The following is a 21,306-nucleotide window of genomic DNA, read 5'->3' on the forward strand; positions in this document are numbered from 1 at the left end:
GTGGAGTGAACGCAATCTTATCTTCTTTCTACTATAACAAATCAAATTCTGTTTTTGACATAAATTGACATGGAAAAAATGATTCAGGTAGTATATTTGTCTATGTAAACAGAATTGAGCACTATTTAATCTATATCGAGTATGGTTTTGCATGATCTTTCCCGGAATAATTCGGAGCTTTCACGTTTTGTGGCTGAGATTCGCGATGTGAATGTTCAAAAAGATCGTCTTCGTTTCCGCCGTAATCTGGAACGGATAGGGGAGGTCATGGCCTATGAAATCAGCAGAACATTTACCTATTCGCCCAAAGCGATTCAGACGCCTCTGGGTATATCACACGTAGAGACATCTGATAATCGGATTGTGATTGCGACCGTCTTGCGGGCCGGACTGCCTTTTCATCAGGGGTTTCTCAACATCCTCGATAAGGCGGAGAATGCGTTTGTATCGGCTTTTCGAAAGTATAAAGACGAGGAGCAATTTGAGATTTGTAGTGAATACCTGGCCTCTCCCGGCCTGGATGGGAAGACGCTGATCATTGCCGACCCCATGCTGGCAACCGGAAGTTCTCTCGAAATGGCCTATAATATACTGAAGACTAAAGGAACTCCCACTCACACCTATATTGCCTGCGTGATAGCCAGTCAGCCGGCGGTTGATTATTTTATGGGGAAGTTTGGTGAGGAAAATGTCTCCCTGTGGGTGGCAGCCATTGACCCGGAGCTGAATGCGCATGCTTATATTATTCCGGGGCTCGGTGATGCGGGTGATTTGGCTTTCGGAGAAAAAGAATAAGTTCTTTCCCGGCAACAATAAAAAACGTCGAAATGATTAAGAGGTATCATTCCGACGTTTTTTTTGTTGTTCTATTTTGTTATTGGGAGCTCTATCCGGCAGTTATTTATCAGCCTTGCTTTTGGCTATTTCTACGGCATATACGCTTTCAAATCCTTCAAAATTAGCCCGGAAGATAACCCATTTCATGTCCGGTGAAAAATGGATATTGGGTTCCAGCTTGTATTTATGGAACTTCATGTTGACTAACCGTTCCGCTTTGAAGTGATTCCCTTCCGGAGTGAAGAGGTAAATCCACTTTCCGTTTTTCGCATTGGCTACCGACACGGTATCGCCACCGTCACCGGCAAATAGTTTCTGGTCAGGAGACGTTGTGTAATGTACGCTCCATTGATCGCGGGTCAGTCGGTATTTCACCTCTTTCCCCGTTTTCAGATTTGTCCCTCCTACATAGAAATCCTTTCCGCGAGGTAATTGCAGGTCGTACCAGATCGTCTTTCCATCCTGACCAAACCATTCGTGGCCGGCAATTTCATCTTTCATGCTTCTTTTATGGATAAGTCCGACTTTCTGGGTGTCCGTATTGATTGTCCAGATTCTGTCCACCTTTTGCCACGGTCCTTCATGGCAGAACATCATCACTTTGGGATCTGCCGGTGAAAACTGCACGTGATTGAGCCATGCATTATCGGTAAAGAGTCGCGTAAGTTGTTTTGTTTTGAGATTGATGGCGAATAGAGTTCTCGGCAAGCGAGCTTCATATATTCTGTTGAAAAAATCTTTCTTTTCCGGGTAGGCTTTCACGATCTCTTTTTCCGCTTCGGAAGAGCTGACTCCGCCCAGCAACGTTTCATCTGCATTTAACGTGGTGATTCCTCCTTTGAAGTCGGATGGGAATACAAATACGAGTTCTGTCTGTTGTGAGTCTGCATTTGTGCTGAAAACGCTGTCTTCGACCTGGTAGTAGATGTTGTGAGAGCGTTGGTCCACGATTTCCCCTCTTTTGTATGTTGTACTGCCGGTGAGTTGTTTTATCTCCAGCGTTTTCAGGTTAACCGTGAATAAATTCTGTCCCATGCCGTCTGCTTTGTAGGCGTCATTTCCGTAAAATACCATACGATCGCCTTCATTGCCTTTTCCGGAAATAAACGGATTGTTGTGAAAATAGAAGCTTGCACTGTTGCCTTCACGTTGCGTCAGTCGAATGACTTTGTGATGGGTCTCTTTGTCTATCCAGGCGTTGGGCATTTTATGACCGCCTGTCTGCATTACGGTTTGAGCTGCCAGATTTACCGGTGAGCTGATAAAGGCTAAAAGCATTAGCCTGAGGAATGTGTTTTTGTTCATGGGTTTTATTGTCAGGGTTATAGGTGTTATTCGATGTTATAGTTACATAGGCCAAATATATATCCCTTCACCAGATCAGAGCATAACGATTTTGATAGATTGATTGTTCCTTTTGACGGGATTGGCGTTTTCTTTATCCAATTCAGTCGGATAAATTGTTGTTGTGTTTTTTACAATAAGATAAGCTGCTTTTCTTATTGTAAAATCTACATTGTAGACATTCGGGTAAATGCTTTTGAAATAGGCGTTTATCATATACCCTTATTGTAAAATGTATGAATATTAAATAGTTGATATTCAGTACATTATGTTTTATAACATCGCGATTACAATAAGCTTTTCGTAAAAGTGACTATATCTTTGTAGTCGTTAATCAAATCAATCGTTTCAGTGAGTACAAATCCCGGCTTCTTTCCGCATTTATCTGTTGACTGTGTCCTGTTAGGTTACGACGGAGAAAAACTTAACGTGCTATTAGTAGAATATGGTAGCGAACTGGATACGGAGAAATTCAACAGCCAGAAGCTGCCGGGAAGTGTTATTTACGATAACGAAGATGTGGATGATGCGGCAGAACGGGTTTTGTATGAACTGACCGGCATCAAAAACATTTACATGAAACAGTTTAAATGTTTTGCCAACCCAGATCGTACTAAAAATCCACGTGATAAATACTGGCTGGAGAATGCCATCCGGCAAAAGATTGGCCGGATTATTACGGTCGGTTACCTGGCATTGCTGCGCATTGATAAGAAAGGACCGCAACTCTCCAAAGAGCATAATGCGACTTGGTGTCCGCTTGATGAGTTGCAATCCCTTGCCTTTGACCATAATCTGATTATCGAGGATGCGGTGAAGCAGGTGCGCAAAGAGATTGAGATGGAGCCTGCGGTATTGTTTGAGCTTTTACCTAGAAAATTTACAGCACTTGAGCTTCGTACTCTTTTCGATATGGTACACGGTGTGAAAGCCGATGTGCGCAATTTCCACAAAAAGATAGCAGCGATGGAGTATGTCGTTCCATTGGAAGAGCGACAGAGCAATGTATCGCACCGTGCGGCACGCTATTATCGCTTCGATAAGAAGATTTATAATAAGATACACGGGTAATAAAGGGATTGAGGGATTGAATAATAGAGGGGGAGAATGAAGAATCTCACAAATTGCAATCTAAACGTAAGACTTATAACGTATAACGTAAAACATAAAGACAATGTATTTATTAGGAGTTGACATTGGTAGTTCATCGGTAAAGGCTTCGCTGGTTAATGCAGAGACCGGCAAATGTGTGGCCACCGACTTTTCACCGAAAGTAGAGATGGAAATCATGGCTGTAAAAGCGGGTTGGGCAGAACAAAGCCCTGAAGCCTGGTGGGCCAATATGAAAAATGCCATCCAGTCGATCATGTCCAAATCGGGCGTATCGGGCAATGAAATCAAAGCCATCGGTATCTCTTACCAGATGCACGGCCTGGTGTTGGTGGACAAAAACAAAGAGGTGCTCCGTCCGTCTATCATCTGGTGTGACAGCCGCGCCGTACCTTACGGTGAAAAGGCTTTCAAAGCCATCGGAGAAGAACAATGCCTTTCTCACCTGCTCAACTCTCCGGGTAACTTTACCGCATCCAAACTGGCCTGGGTAAAGGAAAACGAACCCGAACTCTTCGCTAAAATCTACAAAATCATGCTTCCGGGCGACTACATCGCCATGAGACTGACCGGTGAAATCACCACTACCGTTTCCGGATTGTCGGAAGGTATGTTCTGGGATTTCAAAACGAATTCAGTTTCGGAAGATGTGATGAAATACTACGGATTTGACGCTTCTGTCATCCCGACTATCCTGCCTACGTTTGCTGATCAGGGTAAAGTAACAGCTGATATTGCTGCCGAACTGGGACTGGCTGCCGGAATTCCCGTTACTTATCGTGCCGGAGACCAACCGAATAACGCACTCTCACTTAATGTGTTCAATCCGGGTGAGATTGCCGCAACAGCTGGTACGTCAGGGGTTGTATATGGTGTAAACGGCCACGTGAATTATGATCCGCAATCACGCGTAAATACATTTGCTCATGTTAATCACACTGCTGATACTACCCGTTTGGGCGTATTACTTTGTGTAAATGGTACCGGTATCCTGAATTCATGGATGAAGAAGAACGTTGCGCCGGAAGGGATCTCGTACAATGAGATGAACGAGCTGGCAGAAGCTGTGGCAATCGGATCAAACGGTATCTCTATCCTGCCTTTCGGTAATGGTGCTGAGCGCATGCTCAACAATAAAGAGGTGGGCTGCTCGGTGCATGGCATCAACTTCAACAAACACGGTAAAGCTCACCTGTTGCGTGCGGCTCAGGAGGGTATCGTATTCTCCTTCGCTTACGGTATGGAGGTGATGCAGGGCATGGGTATTGATACCCGTGTCATTCGCGCCGGTTTCGCCAACATGTTTATGAGCCCGATCTTCCGTGATACACTGGCTGGTGTTACCGGAGCTACCATTGAGTTGTTTGATACAGACGGTTCTGTAGGTGCGGCTAAAGGTGCAGGTATCGGTGCCGGAATCTACAAATCAAACGTTGAGGCCTTTGCATCACTCGAGAAACTGAAAGTAATCGAACCCAATAAAGCTCAGGAAGAAGCTTATAAGGCGGCTTATGAGTTGTGGAAAAGCAAGCTTTAATTCATCTACCCCTAAATCCCCTAAAGGGGACTTCTACAGAATTGCAAATATGAACTGTGAGCGCTTAGGGAAACTGAGATTTGTACTTCTGTAAATGTTTAGCACTCTCTAAAAGTCTCCTTTAGGGGATTTAGGGGCGGGAAGACAAAGTACAAACACAATAACCTCAACGAAGAATATTAGCACTTTACAATTTACGGCTTTTAGAGAAGTTAATAATTCAATAATCAATTATCAATGACTTCCTTGTCTTTTTTTAGGAGACAGGGAGTCTCAAAACACAAAACAAGATGGCACAAAAAGAGTATTTTCCTGGCATAGGAAAAATCAAATTTGAAGGTAAAGAGAGTAAAAACCCTATGGCTTTCCGTTACTACGATGCAGAGAAAGTAGTTTTCGGTAAAACTATGGCTGAGTGGTTCAAATTCAGCATGGCATGGTGGCACACTTTGTGCGCTGAAGGTGGAGACCCATTCGGTGGCGGTACTCAGGTTCACCCATGGGTAGGTGCAACTGATGCTGTACAAGCTGCAAAAGACAAAATGGATGCTGGTTTCGAGTTCATGCAAAAAATGGGTATCGAATACTACTGTTTCCACGATATCGACTTGGTAAGCGAAGGCAGCAGCATCGAAGAATACGAAGCTAACCTGAAAGCTATCGTTGAATATGCTAAACAAAAACAAGCTGAGACTGGTATCAAACTGATGTGGGGTACTGCAAACGTATTCTCTCCTGCTCGTTATATGAACGGTGCAAGCACCAACCCTGATTTCGATACTGCTGCCCGTGCAATGTTGCAAATCAAAAACGCTATCGACGCTACTATCGCATTGGGTGGTAGAGGTTATGTGTTCTGGGGAGGACGTGAAGGTTACATGTCATTGTTGAACACTGATATGAAACGTGAAAAACAACACATGGGTACCATGTTGCAAAAAGCACGTGACTATGCCCGCGCTAAAGGTTTCAAAGGCGTGTTCCTTATCGAGCCTAAACCAATGGAGCCAATGAAACATCAGTATGATGTGGATAGCGAAACTGTAATCGGCTTCCTGAAAGAGTTCGGTTTGGAAAATGATTTCAAATTGAACATCGAGGTTAACCACGCTACTTTGGCTGGCCACACTTTCGAGCACGAATTGCAGTGTGCCGTTGATGCCGGTATGTTGGGTGCTATCGACGCAAACCGCGGTGACGTTCAGAACGGTTGGGATACTGACCAATTCCCTGTTGACATTTTCGAATTGACTCAGGCTATGATGGTAGTGCTTAAAGGTGGTGGTATGCAAGGTTGCGGTACCAACTTCGATGCTAAAATCCGTCGTAACTCTACCGATATGGATGACTTGTTCATCGCTCACATTGGTGCAATGGACGTAATGGCTCGTGCTTTGGAATCAGCTGCTGCTATCCTTAAAGAGTCTCCATACCAAAAAATGGTTTCTGACCGTTACGCATCTTATGATGCTGGTAAAGGTAAAGAATTCGAAGAAGGTAAACTTTCTTTGGAAGATGTTTACGCTTACGCAAAAGCAAACGGAGAACCAAAACAAATCAGCGGAAAACAAGAGCTTTACGAAGCGATTGTAAACATGTATATCTAATCAGATAACAGATAGAAGAGCAAAGACATAAGACTGTTGAAACCATATCATGGTCTTGTCTTTGCTCTTTTTTTGAATTCAGATAACAGACAACAGAAATCAAACTAAAGATAAAGGACTAAAGAAAAACACCACTGACCATAACGTCTTTTGTCTTTGATCTAATCATCTTGATTAAATAAATCTACTAATTACTAATACCTAACAACTCACAACCATGGCTTTTATAGACACAGGAGGAAGTCAATCGAATTCCTTTCAAGAGGGCAGTAAGCTCTACATTTTTCTTTTGACGCTGGTGGCAACACTCGGCGGTTTATTATTCGGTTATGATACAGCCGTAGTAAACGGTGCTGAAAAATCGCTTGTAGAATTTTACATCTACACGACTAAAGGTGCTGACTATGTATTTAACAACGATATTATGACGCTCATCAGCCAGTACCGGGTGATGATGACGATTGTACTTTATATTGTATTTCTCGTGATTTGCGGACAGATTATCCGTCTGCTCGGCACGAAAAAAGGAGGAATTCTTAGCGTGGTGGTTCTGGCCGGACTGACTGTTTGGGCAGTAGGCTTCATCGGTAAATCTTTGCCTGCACTGACTGACATCGAGGAGATGAAAAGTACAGCTGACGCAGTAAAAGGTTTTGTGATTGCCAGTGCCCTGATCGGATGTATCATTGGTGGCGCCTTGTCCGGATTTATCTCCAAATCATTGGGTCGTAAAAACGGCCTTTTTATCGCAGCGGTAGCGTTCTTTATCTCTGCGGTGGGAGCCTGGAAACCTGAGGCATTCAACGTTTTCGGAACACTTGATGTGTACTCATTCGTGGTTTACCGCATTATCGGTGGTATCGGTGTGGGTATCGCATCTATGATTTCCCCGATGTACATTGCAGAGATTGCTCCTGCGAATGTACGCGGTAAGCTGGTTTCGTTTAACCAGTTTGCAATCATTTTCGGTATGTTGGTGATTTACTTTGTCAATCTTGTAATTGCCCGTCAGGGGGATGAGCAGTGGTTAATTACCGAAGGATGGAGATACATGTTCCTTTCGGGAGCGATTCCTGCCGGAATTTTTATATTACTTTTGTTCTTTGTACCTGAGACTCCACGTTACCTGGCAATGAAGGGCAAAGACGAAAAAGCGCTGAGCGTACTTGAAAAGATTGCCGGAAAGAGCAGTGCAGAAAGCATCCTGACCGACATTAAAGGCACATTGCACGAAATTAACGCTCCGTGGTTATCTTACGGTTTCGGTGTGATCGTGGTAGGTGTCCTGCTTTCGGTATTCCAGCAGGCAGTAGGTATCAACGTGGTGCTTTACTATGCCGGAAACATCTTCCGCAACATGGGCGCTTCTACTGATTCATCTTTGCTTCAGACCATCATTGTCGGTGTGGTAAACCTTACCTTTACGGTGGTAGCCATCATGACTGTGGATAAATTCGGACGTAAACCTTTGATGATTATCGGTTCTATCGGTATGGCCATCAGTATGATCGCATTGGGATTCACCTTCTACTCCGGTCATGTGGGTATTGTCGCCCTGATCTTTATGTTGATCTACACGGCAGCCTTTGCGATGAGCTGGGGCCCGGTTTGCTGGGTATTGCTGGCTGAGATTTTCCCGAACTCAATTCGTGGAGCGCTCTCCATCGCTGTTGCAGCTCAGTGGATTGCCAACTGGATCGTGTCGCTGACTTTCCCTATGATGAATGACAATGATTGGTTGACTGCTCAGTTTAATCACGGATTCTCTTACTGGATTTACGGTATCATGGGTATCCTGTCGGCATTGTTTATGTGGAAATTCGTTCCTGAAACAAAAGGTAAGACTCTCGAATCGATCGAAGAGCTCTGGAAAAAATAGGATCTATCTTTTCATCACGGGTAGATTTGATAGTTTAGTGGTGAAGTGTGTGTATGAATAGGAAGAGGCAGTCCATTGGGCTGTCTCTTTTTTTGTATGTCGGGCATGGTTCTTCTACTTGCAGGGTGCAAGTCCCTGTACACGCCGTGTTGAAAGGAAGTGTTAGCGAATGGCAAGGGTGTCCCCCGTGAGGCGGAATCTGAAAGAAGCCATCAGCAAAGTTAGCGTACTGACGCACAGAAATTTGATACAAGGCTGTCAAGCGAGGGTGAGCGAGCGTTGGATTGCGTATAGCCCGAAAATCAACCGTAATCGCAGACAGTAAATCAAGCAGAACCTAACGAAAGAGAAGAGTCTTATCCCGAGAGATCTTGCCTCGTGTCCCCTGGGACAAAGAGATTAGCGATAATTTCCGATATGTTGCAAGAAGTCAGCAGAGGACATAGTAGTCGGGACAGGAACAGTCAGGACGAAGGTCTGAATCTTTAAATTTAAGGAGCAGTTAGTTTGAAATTTATTTTATGGAGCAACAGCAAGGCAGAGCGTACCAATTAGATTTGTTCACAGAGGCAGATATGGGCACTTTGCGCCCTTTTTCGAACCGTGAATCCGTAAGCCAAGCGGAAGTCATAAGGGAGTTGCAAGTAGAAGGAGCAGGAGAACAGAAACGAGCCTTAGCCCGGAATTTAATGGAAGAGATATTGAGTCACGACAATATCAAACGAGCCTACAAACAGGTAAAGCAGAACAAAGGAGTAGCCGGAATAGACCAAATGCCGGTAGGCAAGTTTGCGACGTGGTATACACAGGAAGGGGCCACTCTGATAGCCCACCTCCACACAGGAAGCTATCATCCGCAGGGAGTCAAACAGGTAGAGATACCGAAGCCGAACGGCGGGAAACGAAAACTGGGAATCCCGACGGTAACAGACAGGATAATTCAGCAAGCGATAGCCCAAGTGCTAAGTCAGATCTACGAACGGAAATTCTCCGACCACAGCTACGGCTTCCGTCCCAATCGCAATGCACATCAGGCATTGCAGAAAGCAAGCGGATACATAGAAGAAGGCAGACTGACAGTCGTAGATATCGACTTAAAGACATTTTTCGATGTAGTGCACCATGACCGCCTGATGTATCGACTATCGGAGACTATTGGAGACAAAATTCTATTGAAACTGATACGGCGATACCTTCAAAGCGGGGTAATGGTTGACGGAGTAATAAGTCAACGCACAGAAGGCACACCGCAAGGCAGTCCACTCTTCCCATTATTGTCCAATATCGTATTAGACGAACTAGACGAAGAACTGGGTAAACGGGGACACAAATTTGTTCGCTATGCTGACGATTGCAACATCTTCGTACGAAGCCAAATGGCAGGAGAGAGGGTTATGGAATCGATAAGCAACTTTATCGAAAGCAAACTAAAACTCATCGTGAACAAAGAAAAGAGCAAAGTATGCGAAGTTAATCAAACCAAATTCTTAGGCTACACCATTCAACAGAGTGGCAACCTGACAGTAGCCCAGAAGAGCCTTGACCGATTAAAGGCGAAAGTACGTACCATCACCAAGCGGAACAGAGGGGTAAAGTTTGAGCAGCTCATATCAGAACTCACACCCGTGCTGCGAGGATGGTTAAATTACTATCAATATGCCAAATGTCAAAGACAACTACAAAAGCTGGACGCATGGATACGAAGGAAGCTTCGCTGTTACAGACTAAAGCAATGTAAACGCCCCATCACTCTATACCGATTTTTAGTAGGTCTGGGAGTGAAGAAAGGAACGAGCTGGCTACTGGCGCTATCGGGAAAGGGTTGCTGGCGAAAATCAGGATGTCCACAAGCCAATCAGGCCATGGACAATCAATGGTTTGAGGAACAAGGCTTATACAACCTGACATTAAACTACGCGAGGTTAAACAATTTAAGGAAACCGCCGTGTGCGAGAGCATGCACGGTGGTGTGAGAGGGCGGGGGAGCAATCCCCCTACCTACTCGATTGCTTAAAATGCCGGTATCTTTTTTGTTTATGCAATTCCTATGAGGTCTCATTATGGTTTTAAATAGGTTGATTATAAATCCATATTTACAAATTATTCGTGTATTATTGATTAAACACTGATATAAAACTACTCTTTTAAAGCATATTTTATACCAGTATCATACCTATATTATATATGTGTTATACCAGTAAAATCATAAATTAGATTAATACAAGACCATTACTGAAGCTATAGTGAAGGATAGGGGGAGAAAGGATATCTCCGGGACTTATAGGTGCAACCGATATGGTAGTATCGGAATTTATCCGTGGGGAATGGTAAATTAGTCCGTAGGGATTGATTTTTTGCAGAAAGCGAAAGATACCTATATGTTTTTACGAGGAAGATGTGCAATAAAAATAGCCGATGTCTATTGATTTTCGGATATTTTTGATTTCCAGTTGTTATATTTTACTTTGCGAAAGTATCGTTTTGATTGTAAGTTAGGTTAAATGATGATAAAATGGTGTTTTAAATGCTGTCTATGTGCTCATATTGTTTGTTTGCTGTCTCGTTTATTTGCATCTTTACACTTAGACAGTTGTGCTGTCAAATTGTAAATCACAAATGTCTAAAATGTAAATAAACGATAGGTATGGAAACAGAAAGCTTAGCACCGGAAGAAAAGATTGTCTTTTATGAATTGGAAAAGGTACGCTTCATCATGAAGGATGCTACCGGACTGGATATCGGATATGCTTACGAAGATTTGGTATTTTCGGAACATGGTATTTTTATCATTCAGTTTGATGGTACGGATGCCGATAAATTGCTGGTGTTTTTTAATCACGAATGTGTTGAGGCGAAACATCAGTTGTTTCTCTCCCGATTGGTGGAGTCAGGTAAGCTGAATGGGATGAAGATGGTCTATAAAGGTAAATTTGAGATGAGTCAGGTGGAAGGAGAGGAGAATATACAGTTGAGATTTTTCTAACAGAATGAAGTCCCTTTGCCAGGGCACGCATGAACAGATGCTGATATACCGGATTCCCAACGATAAAGGGTGCAATTGCCATTAACGTTAGCTGTTAATTTAACGAAAAGAAATTCGATCGTAGAACAATGAGTCGTGTCGAATTGTATATTTGCATATCAATCATTGCATTATGGCACGCAGGTTATCACATATACTGATTATGTTCACGCTGATTCTGGCTACGGCCGGGGTGACCGTGACGCGTCATTATTGTGGTAATGAGTTGAAGAAAATCACCCTGGCCGGAGAACCCAAATCCTGCTGCGGGGACCACTGCAACTGCTGCCACAACGAAACCTTTACCCAAAAGGTAACCAATGATTATCTCTCTTCGAATGATGTGCATGCGCCAGCCGTTAAGGTGATTTCACTGGACTGGCTGGAAGCCCCTTCGGTGATGGCTTTTACGCTGACCGAACTGTCCTTTGCACTGCATTCGGCCTACATACCTTACAATTCTCCTCCACTGACAGCCGACAATCCTTCGGCTATGCTTCAAGTCTTCCTGTGTTGAATTAATGAGCAAACCGTTTCTCTGATTTGTTAGATATAAGGTGTTTACCTTATTCCAAACGAGTCGGATGAATCGTCGTATCCATACGTTTCTGTATCGGATAGACCGATTCCTATTTCGCAAATCATTTTAAAGGGAAATCTGTTACGCGTCAAGCGGCTTGAAGCCGCTGAACGCTAGCGCTCCCTACCGAGCAGCGGCTCAAATCCGCTTGCCGGATTGCAAAAAAACTCAATTATTCATTTTCCAAAATACCACAGTTATGAAAACTATAAAAATGCTTTCAGTTGCCCTTATCGTATTGTTTGCTCAAATGAGTGTCGTTGCCCAAAATGCTGCCATGCACCAGAATCACCATACGGTGAAAGCCACAATTACTACCACTACTTTTAAAGTATGGGGAAACTGCGATATGTGCAAAACCCGCATCGAGACAGCTGCCAAAGCAGCCGGTGCCACCAAGGCCAACTGGAGCGATAAGACCAAGATGCTTAGCGTATCGTACGATGCCTCAAAGGTGAAGCTGATGGACATCCACAAAAAAATCGCTGCTGCCGGTCACGATACCGACAAAGCCAAAGCTGCTGACAAAACTTATAAGGCTCTGCCGGGTTGTTGCCAATACGAAAGAGGCAAGTGATTTTATTTGAATTCAAACCTGACAGGTCTCGAAGACCTGTCAGGTTTTGTTACCCCCTAAAAACTCAAATCGATGTTCAACCGATTAGTAAAATATTTTCTCGAAAACCGGCTAGTCACCTTTATCTTCCTGATTGCCTTTATTCTGTTGGGAATCGTTTATGCACCGTTCAACTGGAAGACGGGAATTATTCCCCGCAATCCAATTCCGGTGGATGCTATACCCGACATTGGCGACAACCAGCAGATTGTTGCCACCGAATGGATGGGACGTTCACCCAAAGACATTCAGGACCAGGTGACTTATCCGCTGACTACCGCATTGCTGGGTATTCCCGGTGTCAAAACCGTGCGCAGTACCTCCATGTTTGGCATGTCATTTATCTATGTTATTTTCAAAGACAATGTGGAGTTTTACTGGAGCCGTTCGCGCATACTGGAAAAGCTCAACTCGCTGCCTGCCGGAACCCTTCCTGCCGGAGTAACTCCTACACTGGGGCCTGATGCTACAGCGCTCGGCCAAATCTTCTGGTACACGCTCGAAGGGCGCGATCCGAAGACCGGCAAACCCAACGGCGGATGGAGTCCGCAGGAGCTGCGCACAGTACAGGACTTCTATGTCAAATACAGCTTGTCAGCTGCCGAAGGGGTCTCTGAAGTGGCCGCCGTGGGTGGATTTGTCAAGGAGTATCAGGTGGACATCAATCCAGAGGCGATGAAGTCTTATGGCGTATCGGTGATGGATGTGATGAATGCCGTGCGCAAGAGTAACCTTGACATTGGAGCCGAGACTATCGAGCTCAACAGCGTGGAGTACATCATCCGCGGACTGGGTTATATTAAGAATCCGGAAGATTTGGAAAATGCCGTGGTGACGGTGCGTAACAATGTGCCCGTCCGCATCCGCGATGTGGGACATACGACATTCGGTCCGGCTACCCGTCGCGGTGGGCTGGACAAGGGTGGCGCTGAAGCTGTGGGTGCCGTGGTGGTAGCTCGCTACGGTTCCAATCCGATGGAGGTGATTAATAACGTCAAGGACAAAATCAAAGAGATAGAGGCCGGATTACCACAAAAGAAGCTGGCAGACGGTTCCATTTCCAAAGTGACCATCGTTCCCTTTTACGACCGGACGGGGCTGATTAAGGAGACTATCGGTACGCTCGAATCGGCTCTTTCGCACGAAATCCTGATTAGTATCATCGTCATCATCGTGCTGGTGCTCAACCTCCGGGCTTCGATGATTGTGGCCGGACTGCTGCCCATCGGCGTTCTGATGACCTTTATTCTGATGCATTTCTTTGGTGTGGATGCCAATATCGTGGCGCTGTCAGGTATCGCCATCGCTATCGGGGTGATGGTGGACATCGGTATCGTGGATGTCGAGAATATTCTCCGGCACCTCGAAATGCCTGAGAACAAAGGTATTCGCGGCAAACAGCTCTTGTCCGTTATTTATCAGGCAACGACTGAAGTCAGGGCGGCTGTGGTGACCTCCATTGCGACCACTATCGTCAGCTTCCTGCCAGTATTTGCGATGGAATCAGCCGAAGGAAAACTCTTCCATCCGCTGGCATTTACCAAAACCTTCGCCCTGCTCTCGGCATTTATCCTCGGTATCGTGGTGCTGCCGACATTGGTACATATCTTCTTTAATTTCCGCATCGATACGAAGAAGATCCGCAAGATATGCAACTGGGTAGTGATTGGCACAGGCGTTCTGGCGCTGATTTTCTGGCACTCGGTGGTGGCTGTGGCGCTGATTGGCATCGGAGTCAATAACCTGCTGGTCGGTCGCTGGGACGAAGCCCGCAAGGAGTATCCGACTTATATCAATATTGCCATTACGGTGCTCGTCGCTATCTATTATTTAGCGGTGGAATGGCTACCGTTGGGGGCTCACAACAGCACGCTGGCCAACTACCTCTTCGTGGGTGGCATCGTGGCGGTCATTCTGGCCGGACTGATGTCGATGGTGCATTATTATGAAAATATCCTGCGCTGGGGATTGACTAACAAATGGAAATTTCTGGCATTGCCGATTGTTACGCTGCTGTTTGGTGTATTAATCTGGCAGGGCTTTGACCGCATGTTTGGCTTCATGGCTACGGGCATGGAGAAGGCGGGCTGGAGCACATTCCGACAAACCTCCTTATGGAAAGGCGTTACTGAGAAATTCCCCGGTACGGGTAAGGAGTTTATGCCGTCGCTCAACGAAGGTTCGTTCCTGCTCATGCCTACCAGTATGCCTCACTCCGGCATTCAGAAAAACCTCGAATATATCAAGTTGCTGGATAAACGGCTGTCGTCAATTCCCGAGGTGGAAATGGCGGTAGGTAAATGGGGCCGCGTCAATTCAGCCCTTGACCCTGCGCCGGTACAGATGTTTGAAAACACCATCAACTATCGCTCCGAATATATTCTGGATGAAAACGGCCACCGGATGCGCTTCAAAGTGGATAAAGAGGAAAGCTTTGTCCTGAAAAACGGAACAAAATACAATCCGGAGAAAGAGGCATTCCGGGCTATTCCGGCTGATAGCCTGATTCCCGATGATGGCGGTGAATACTTCCGTCAGTGGCGGCCACAAATTAAAAAGCCGCTCGACATCTGGAACGAGATTGTGAAAGTGACCAATATTCCCGGTCTGACCTCTGCACCCAAACTGCAACCCATCGAGACCCGCTTGGTAATGCTTTCCACCGGTATGCGTGCGCCTATGGGGCTCAAGGTGTACGGGCCTGACCTGGCATCTATCGAGAAGGCCGGATTGCAATTCGAACAGGCGCTGAAGCAGGTACCGTCAGTCAAAGCGTCTTCAGTCTTCTATGACCGGGCAGTAGGTGCTCCATACCTCGAAATCAAGCTCAACCGTGAAGCGATGGCCCGATACGGACTTACCGTGAGCGATGTGCAGGAAATCCTGCAAGTGGCTGTAGGCGGCATGACGCTGAGTAGTTCGGTGGAGGGACGCGAACGCTTCCCGATGCGGGTACGTTATGCCCGAGAGTTGCGCGACAACCCCGAGGATTTGAAGAATATCCTCATCCCGGCGATGAACGGAGCACAAATACCGTTGAGCGAAGTGGCCGATATTCAATATACACGCGGTGCACAGATGATTCGTAGTGAAAATACCTTCCTCGTCGGTTATGTTATTTTCGATAAGACGGAAGGAAAAGCCGAGGTGGATGTGGTCAATGAAGGTGATAAGATTTTACAGAAGAAGATTGACTCGGGTGAATTGAAACTGCCGCCCGGCGTGAACTACAAGTTTGCCGGAAACTACGAGCAGGAAATCCGGGCTACCAAACGGCTTTCGATAGTGATACCTATCAGTCTGGTGCTGATTTTCCTGCTGCTCTACTTCCAGTTCCGGACGGTGACTGCATCGTGCATCCACTTCTCGGGCGTCTTCGTGGCATTTGCCGGAGGCTTTCTGATGCTGTGGCTCTACGGGCAGGATTGGTTTATGAACTTCTCCGTGGCGGGCATCAACCTGCGGGATATGTTCCAGATGCACCCAATTAACCTGAGCGTGGCGGTCTGGGTAGGATTCATCGCCCTGTTTGGTATCGCGACCAACGACGGCGTAATCATGGGAACCTACATCCACCAGGTATTTGAAGCGCGGCATCCGGATACGGTACACGATGTGCGTGAAGCCGTCGTTGCAGCCGGAAAGAAGCGTGTTCGTCCGGCTATGATGACTACGGCGGTGGCGGTTATTGCCCTGTTGCCTGTACTCACCTCTACGGGAAAAGGCGCCGATATCATGGTGCCGATGGCGATACCGACATTCGGAGGAATGATTATCCAGGTGATGACTATTTTCGTAGTACCTATCTTTCAGGCGATGTGGCGGGAAGGCGCGGTGAAGAAAATGAAGGGAATGAATGAATTAAAAAATGAAGGAAATGAAGAAGTGGATGCTTAATCTGATAGTCATGTTCTTCTGCATTTCGGCTTACGGACAAGACTCGTTATCGCTATACCTAAGTATGGCGGCTAAGAATAATCCGGCAGTGTTGCAGAAGTTCACCGAATACAAAGCCGCGTTGCAAAAGGTACTCCAAGTGGGCAGCCTGCCCGATCCGGAACTGAACGTCGGTGTGTTTCTTTCGCCGATGGAGTTGATTGGCGGTAATCAGGTCGCGGACATCAAGCTGATGCAGATGTTTCCGTGGTTTGGGGTGCTGAAGAATGCTAAAGATGAAATGAGCCTGATGGCCAAAGCGAAGTTCGAGTCTTTCCGCGATGCCAAACTGCAAACCTTTTACAATGTGCAACGCACGTGGTATGAGTTGCAGAAAGTGAAGCAGAACATCCGCATTACGGAGAAGAATATCGAGTTATTGAAAACGGTAGAGCGGATTTCGTTGGTGAAGTTCCGCGTGGCTTCCATCGGGAAGGCAAGCGCCGGTAGTTCATCTGCATCTCCGGCTGCCGCATCCGGCAATTCATCAGGAGGAAATTCGGGTATGAATAGCATGGGGGGCGGAGGAAACTCTTCCGCGGTATCACCTTCAACGCCTCCGATGGGCGGTGGAGGAATGGGCAGTTCAGCTTCAGGTTCGGGATTGGCGGATATTTACCGCATCCAGATGGAACGGGGCGAACTGGAAAACAGCCTTGCCCTGCTGCATAGTCAGGAGCAGACCATCGTGGCCCGCTTCAACAGCTATCTCAACCGGCCAGTAACTACCGGTGTCATCACGCCGGATAAGCTGGTGGTTGATTCATCAGACATTTTACCTAAGACATTATCGGACTCATTGTTTTCGGGAAATCCTATGCTGGGGATGCTTCTCTACGAACAGCAATCGGCTGAAGCCCGCAAGAAGATGGTGACGAAGATGGGCTATCCGATGGTCGGTGTTGGGCTCAACTATTCGCTCATTAACAAGAATCCGATGTCCACCTCCGAAATGAACGGCAAGGATATGGTGATGCCGATGGTGACGGTTACGCTACCCATTTACCGCAAGAAGTATAAAGCGATGCAGAACGAAGCCGAACTGATGAAAACCGCTTCACAGCAGGGATATCAGGCAACTGCTAATGCGCTAAATGCCGAATACTACGAAGCGATGCAACTTTATCAGGATGCTGCCCGGCGAATAAAACTTTATGCTAATCAGACCGCGTTGGCTCAGAAGTCGCTCGATATTACCATCAAGAGCTTCTCTGCATCCGGCGCCGGACTGACTGAACTGCTGAGCATTCGCCGGCAACAGCTCGACTACGAGCAGAAACAGATAGAAGCCATTGCCGACTACAATACTGCTGTAGCGTGGATTAAGCGGCTGGTTTCATGTGGTGAATAGAAGCCAAACCTAACAGGTTTTTGAAACCTGTTAGGTTTACTGTCATCAAAACGCGACAAGCGGCATTAAGCCGCTGTTCGCTTGCGAAAGCTTAAGCAGTTAAAGCTTCCATACCCGCCCCGAAGGGACAAACACAAATTCCAGACTGCCCAAAAGCTGTCTGAGCGAGAAGACCTCATTATTTACAATTGAAAAATTTACCATTTACAATTTAAGAATGCTCCGGATTCTCAATCGTAAATTGTAAATGACTAAATTGTAAATCCAGTTGTTCTTTTGGACTATGTTTTTGCTTACTTTTTGCGCCAAAAAGTAAGGCCCGCGGCAGGCGATTGGAACAATGAGGAAAGATTGCATTACACATTCTTCTTCGGTTAAGAGATCCCGCATCAAGTGCGGGATGACATAAAAAGCCGTTGTTGGTTATTTGACCAACCTTTAGTTTAAACTCAATTTACAAGATATGAAAAAGATATTTGCCAATAAAAACCTCCGATACGCCCTCTTTGCGCTCGGCGGATTATTCCTGGGATGGTTATTCTTCCACTCTCCTTCTCATGATCATGCCTCACCGGGCATTTCCAAAACAGAAAAGAAGAAAACCATCTGGACCTGCTCCATGCACCCCCAGATACGCCTGGACCACCCGGGCAAATGCCCCATCTGCGGAATGGATCTCATTCCCCTGAATGACAACAGTACGCCGGTCGATGCCGATGCTGTGCAGTTGACCAAAGATGCAGCCGAACTGGCCGATATCGCCACCTCTGTCGTCTCCCGCCAAAAGCCGGTGAAAGAGGTTCGCCTTTACGGCAAGGTACAGCCCGACGAACGCCTGCAACAAAGTCAGGTAGCGCACATCTCCGGTCGTATCGAGCGATTGACGGTCAATTATACCGGCGAGAATATCAGTAAAGGGCAAGTGCTGGCACAAGTCTATTCGCCCGAACTCATCACGGCCCAGCAGGAACTGCTCGAAGCGGCCAAAAGCAAGCAATCCCAGCCCGAAATCTATCAGGCTGCACGCGAAAAGCTTCACCAGTGGAAGCTTACCGATGGGCAGATTTCGGCAGTGGAACGCAGCGGCCGGGTGAAGGAGAGCGTGGCTATTGTGGCTAATTCGTCCGGCATTGTCACGGCCAAGCGGGTAAACAACGGCGATTACATTTCGCAGGGCGGTGTGCTCTACGACGTGGCCAACCTGTCGCATGTGTGGGTTTTGTTTGATGCCTACGAGAGTGATTTGCCTTTTATCAAAAAAGGAGACAAGATTGACTTCACCATACAGGCCATGCCTGAAACCCGTTTTTCCGGACGCATATCCTTTATCGACCCGGTCATTGACCCGAATACCCGCGTGGCGAAGATTCGTGTCGAAGTTCCCAATCCGGGCGGTAAGCTCAAGCCCGAAATGTTTGCCACAGGTATAGTGAGCGCCAATCTTGACCGTTATCAGGACAAACTGGTCATTCCCTCCTCGGCTGTATTGTGGACCGGCAAACGCTCCATCGTTTTCGTCAAACAGAAAGATGCTGCACAACCGGCCTTCAAGACCCGCGAGATTGAGATTGGCCCACGCCTCGGCAACAGCTACATCGTGGTTTCGGGATTGGAGGAAGGCGAGGAAATCGTCACCCAGGGCACTTTCAATGTGGATGCCGCAGCGCAGCTCGAAGGGAAACCCAGCATGATGAATGAAAAGGCAGGCAATACATCAACCGGACATGTACACGGCAGTATGCGACAAGCGAAAACGGCGGACAAACATGCCGGTCATGAAGATATGCAAATGGCGCAACATGCCCTGTTTACGGTGTATGGAAATTGTGAAACCTGCAAAGAGCGTATTGAAAAAGCTGCAAAATCGGTCAAAGGAGTCACCTCTGCCGTCTGGGATATGAAGACCAGAAAGATTCATGTGAATTTCGACAGCAACAAAACGAATGTTGAGTCCATTCAGAAGGCCATTGCCAAAGTGGGTCACGACACCGACAAATTCAAGGCTGATAATAAGACCTATAACAATCTGCCGGGATGTTGCAAGTACCGTAAATAACCTCGTGCGGGATAAGGGGTCAATATAACGTTATAGCGATACCCTCAAAAATATTATAGCGTCACTCACTATCGCCCGGTAGTGGGTAGCGCTATGTTGTAATATTGGTTCGGATGGAAAACACGGGTTAGTTTCACATGTAAACTCGTGCGGATTTCGCCGGTAAACTAACGTTAGTTTAAGCAGTAAACCAATCAGAGTCCCAACGCATCCAGAATCAAATCGGCATTGAATCCGCTATCCAGATTGGGCAAATGCAATTGATAGGCCTCTTTTTGCAGCTTCTGAGCATATGCGTCCGTAAAAAAGAAGCGCCCGTTGCTGATGACATAGTTGAGGATAAAGAAACGGTAAGCTTCCTTCATAAATAGAACTTCATTTCGGGTCAATGGGAACACCTTGTGATATTCTTTGAGGAATTCAAGGAAACGAGGCTCATTCAGTTGGGAAAATGTGTAAGAAAAATCGGTCTTGTCGCCAATATCTGAACAAACCCGGCTAAACGAATAAAAGTCAAGCACCCGCGAACTCATCCGAAACCAGTCATAATCCCAGCGCGAAAAGAGCGTATTGTTGTCGCGCACCGAAAAGTTTCCGATATTCCAGTCCACAAACACAGGGATTTTGATAAAGTCTTTATATCCGAGAGTCTCGGCATTTTTTAGGAAAATATGACAATGCTCACGAATCAGGTCGTTATAGCCCATAAACCGGAGCATGCTGTCTGTTTTTTCCAAACGGCGCAACAGGTGGTTGATGTCTTTTATCAACGTTTTGGAAGATTGAGGCAAAACCGGCGTCATCTCGTCGCAAATCTTGTGAAACTTGGCCACCTCTTTTCCCAAAATGCGCACCTGCTCGTCAGTCAATCGTTTGGGTAACGTGTTTTTCACCCTCACCGCGCGGTAAAATACCATCCACACGTCAATGTATTCATCTTCATGCCGGTAGAGGTAGAGCTGGTCGCCTTTCATCAGCGAACTGGACAGGAAATGGTCGTAAGGCCGCTCCAGATTATTTGCCAATACATTAATAATCTGGTGGTCTTCCTTGAAATTCTCAAACTTCCCAAAGTTGGAAACCTTGGCAAAGACAAAGGTCTTGTCTTTGAAAGTGATTTTAAAAACCTTATTGGTAGAGACATTGACGCTTAAATCCTCGATTTTGCGGATATGGCGTTTGGGGTTGTAGTTGTACCACCCTTTTTCTATGATGGGTATCAGATTAACAGTCAGGCTCATAATTCTTTGTCATATAATGTTGAGGTAAAAATAAGCATTAATCACCGAAATGCGAATGGGTTATTCCGATATTTTCAGCTATTCACAAAGCATTCATCAGAATGTAACCTCTTTTCACGCTAAAGAATATACCCTGTAAACATAGTCTGTTAATCATGTTGTCTAACAGTGGCAATTTGTTGGTGTACTT

At 46.1% G+C, this 21,306-nt stretch carries 14 protein-coding genes; 12 read left to right on the plus strand and 2 right to left on the minus strand.

The window, feature by feature from the left end; all coding sequences use genetic code 11:
• Window positions 1-141 precede the first annotated feature (141 nt).
• On the plus strand, window positions 142-795 hold the full coding sequence (gene upp / locus MLE17_RS17855) for a uracil phosphoribosyltransferase (RefSeq protein WP_243350135.1): 654 nt from the start codon (window positions 142-144) through the stop codon (window positions 793-795).
• A 102-nt stretch (window positions 796-897) separates the two neighbouring features.
• Here upp and MLE17_RS17860 read toward each other — a convergent pair whose 3' ends face one another.
• A complete protein-coding gene (locus MLE17_RS17860) occupies window positions 898-2,142 on the minus strand; it encodes an oligogalacturonate lyase family protein (RefSeq protein WP_243350136.1) in 1,245 nt (414 codons plus the stop codon).
• Between the two features lie 390 nt (window positions 2,143-2,532).
• Here MLE17_RS17860 and MLE17_RS17865 point away from each other — a divergent pair, with 390 nt between their 5' ends.
• The 11 genes from MLE17_RS17865 to MLE17_RS17915 all read left to right on the plus strand — a co-directional run bounded on the left by MLE17_RS17865 (window position 2,533) and on the right by MLE17_RS17915 (window position 19,875).
• Entirely contained in the window at window positions 2,533-3,252 is a 720-nt protein-coding gene (locus tag MLE17_RS17865; RefSeq protein WP_243350137.1) for an NUDIX hydrolase, read from the plus strand.
• A gap of 103 nt (window positions 3,253-3,355) precedes the next feature.
• Window positions 3,356-4,828, plus strand: coding sequence for a xylulokinase (locus MLE17_RS17870; protein ID WP_243350138.1), 1,473 nt, complete (start codon window positions 3,356-3,358; stop codon window positions 4,826-4,828).
• Between the two features lie 290 nt (window positions 4,829-5,118).
• Complete coding sequence (gene xylA / locus MLE17_RS17875) at window positions 5,119-6,435, plus strand: xylose isomerase (RefSeq protein ID WP_243350139.1); 1,317 nt, start codon at window positions 5,119-5,121, stop codon at window positions 6,433-6,435.
• 217 nt (window positions 6,436-6,652) lie between these two features.
• On the plus strand, window positions 6,653-8,314 hold the full coding sequence (gene xylE / locus MLE17_RS17880) for a D-xylose transporter XylE (protein ID WP_243350140.1): 1,662 nt from the start codon (window positions 6,653-6,655) through the stop codon (window positions 8,312-8,314).
• Window positions 8,315-9,003: 689 nt separating this feature from the next.
• Complete coding sequence (gene ltrA, locus MLE17_RS17885) at window positions 9,004-10,287, plus strand: group II intron reverse transcriptase/maturase (RefSeq protein WP_243350141.1); 1,284 nt, start codon at window positions 9,004-9,006, stop codon at window positions 10,285-10,287.
• A gap of 671 nt (window positions 10,288-10,958) precedes the next feature.
• Window positions 10,959-11,297 (plus strand): hypothetical protein, encoded by a 339-nt coding sequence (locus tag MLE17_RS17890; RefSeq protein ID WP_243350142.1) that lies wholly within the window; start codon window positions 10,959-10,961, stop codon window positions 11,295-11,297.
• A 172-nt stretch (window positions 11,298-11,469) separates the two neighbouring features.
• Window positions 11,470-11,853 carry an HYC_CC_PP family protein gene (locus tag MLE17_RS17895; RefSeq protein WP_243350143.1) on the plus strand — a complete coding sequence of 128 codons (384 nt, stop codon included), beginning with the start codon at window positions 11,470-11,472 and terminating at the stop codon, window positions 11,851-11,853.
• A gap of 262 nt (window positions 11,854-12,115) precedes the next feature.
• Window positions 12,116-12,493, plus strand: a complete 378-nt coding sequence (locus tag MLE17_RS17900) for an ATPase (protein ID WP_243350144.1) — start codon at window positions 12,116-12,118, stop codon at window positions 12,491-12,493.
• Window positions 12,494-12,565: 72 nt separating this feature from the next.
• Entirely contained in the window at window positions 12,566-16,429 is a 3,864-nt protein-coding gene (locus MLE17_RS17905) for an efflux RND transporter permease subunit (protein WP_243350145.1), read from the plus strand.
• The gene (locus tag MLE17_RS17910) at window positions 16,410-17,819 is read left to right on the plus strand and encodes a TolC family protein (RefSeq protein ID WP_243350146.1); all 1,410 of its coding nucleotides are present in this window, start codon (window positions 16,410-16,412) and stop codon (window positions 17,817-17,819) included. The genes MLE17_RS17905 and MLE17_RS17910 overlap by 20 nt, the downstream gene beginning before the upstream one ends.
• A 463-nt stretch (window positions 17,820-18,282) precedes the next feature.
• Window positions 18,283-19,875, plus strand: a complete 1,593-nt coding sequence (locus MLE17_RS17915) for an efflux RND transporter periplasmic adaptor subunit (protein ID WP_243350147.1) — start codon at window positions 18,283-18,285, stop codon at window positions 19,873-19,875.
• A gap of 194 nt (window positions 19,876-20,069) precedes the next feature.
• Here MLE17_RS17915 and MLE17_RS17920 read toward each other — a convergent pair whose 3' ends face one another.
• A complete protein-coding gene (locus tag MLE17_RS17920; protein WP_243350148.1) occupies window positions 20,070-21,116 on the minus strand; it encodes a hypothetical protein in 1,047 nt (348 codons plus the stop codon).
• Window positions 21,117-21,306: the final 190 nt, after the last annotated feature.

This window comes from Parabacteroides sp. FAFU027, assembly GCF_022808675.1.
Lineage (GTDB): Bacteria > Bacteroidota > Bacteroidia > Bacteroidales > UBA7332 > CAXXIC01.

Coding starts and splice junctions, on each gene's coding strand:
- upp (WP_243350135.1), top strand. CDS start 142: ATGGTTTTGCATGATCTTTCCCGGAATAATTCGGAGCTTTCACGTTTT.
- MLE17_RS17860 (WP_243350136.1), bottom strand. CDS start 2,142: ATGAACAAAAACACATTCCTCAGGCTAATGCTTTTAGCCTTTATCAGC.
- MLE17_RS17870 (WP_243350138.1), top strand. CDS start 3,356: ATGTATTTATTAGGAGTTGACATTGGTAGTTCATCGGTAAAGGCTTCG.
- xylA (WP_243350139.1), top strand. CDS start 5,119: ATGGCACAAAAAGAGTATTTTCCTGGCATAGGAAAAATCAAATTTGAA.
- xylE (WP_243350140.1), top strand. CDS start 6,653: ATGGCTTTTATAGACACAGGAGGAAGTCAATCGAATTCCTTTCAAGAG.
- ltrA (WP_243350141.1), top strand. CDS start 9,004: ATGGAAGAGATATTGAGTCACGACAATATCAAACGAGCCTACAAACAG.
- MLE17_RS17890 (WP_243350142.1), top strand. CDS start 10,959: ATGGAAACAGAAAGCTTAGCACCGGAAGAAAAGATTGTCTTTTATGAA.
- MLE17_RS17895 (WP_243350143.1), top strand. CDS start 11,470: ATGGCACGCAGGTTATCACATATACTGATTATGTTCACGCTGATTCTG.
- MLE17_RS17900 (WP_243350144.1), top strand. CDS start 12,116: ATGAAAACTATAAAAATGCTTTCAGTTGCCCTTATCGTATTGTTTGCT.
- MLE17_RS17905 (WP_243350145.1), top strand. CDS start 12,566: ATGTTCAACCGATTAGTAAAATATTTTCTCGAAAACCGGCTAGTCACC.
- MLE17_RS17910 (WP_243350146.1), top strand. CDS start 16,410: ATGAAGAAGTGGATGCTTAATCTGATAGTCATGTTCTTCTGCATTTCG.
- MLE17_RS17915 (WP_243350147.1), top strand. CDS start 18,283: ATGAAAAAGATATTTGCCAATAAAAACCTCCGATACGCCCTCTTTGCG.
- MLE17_RS17920 (WP_243350148.1), bottom strand. CDS start 21,116: ATGAGCCTGACTGTTAATCTGATACCCATCATAGAAAAAGGGTGGTAC.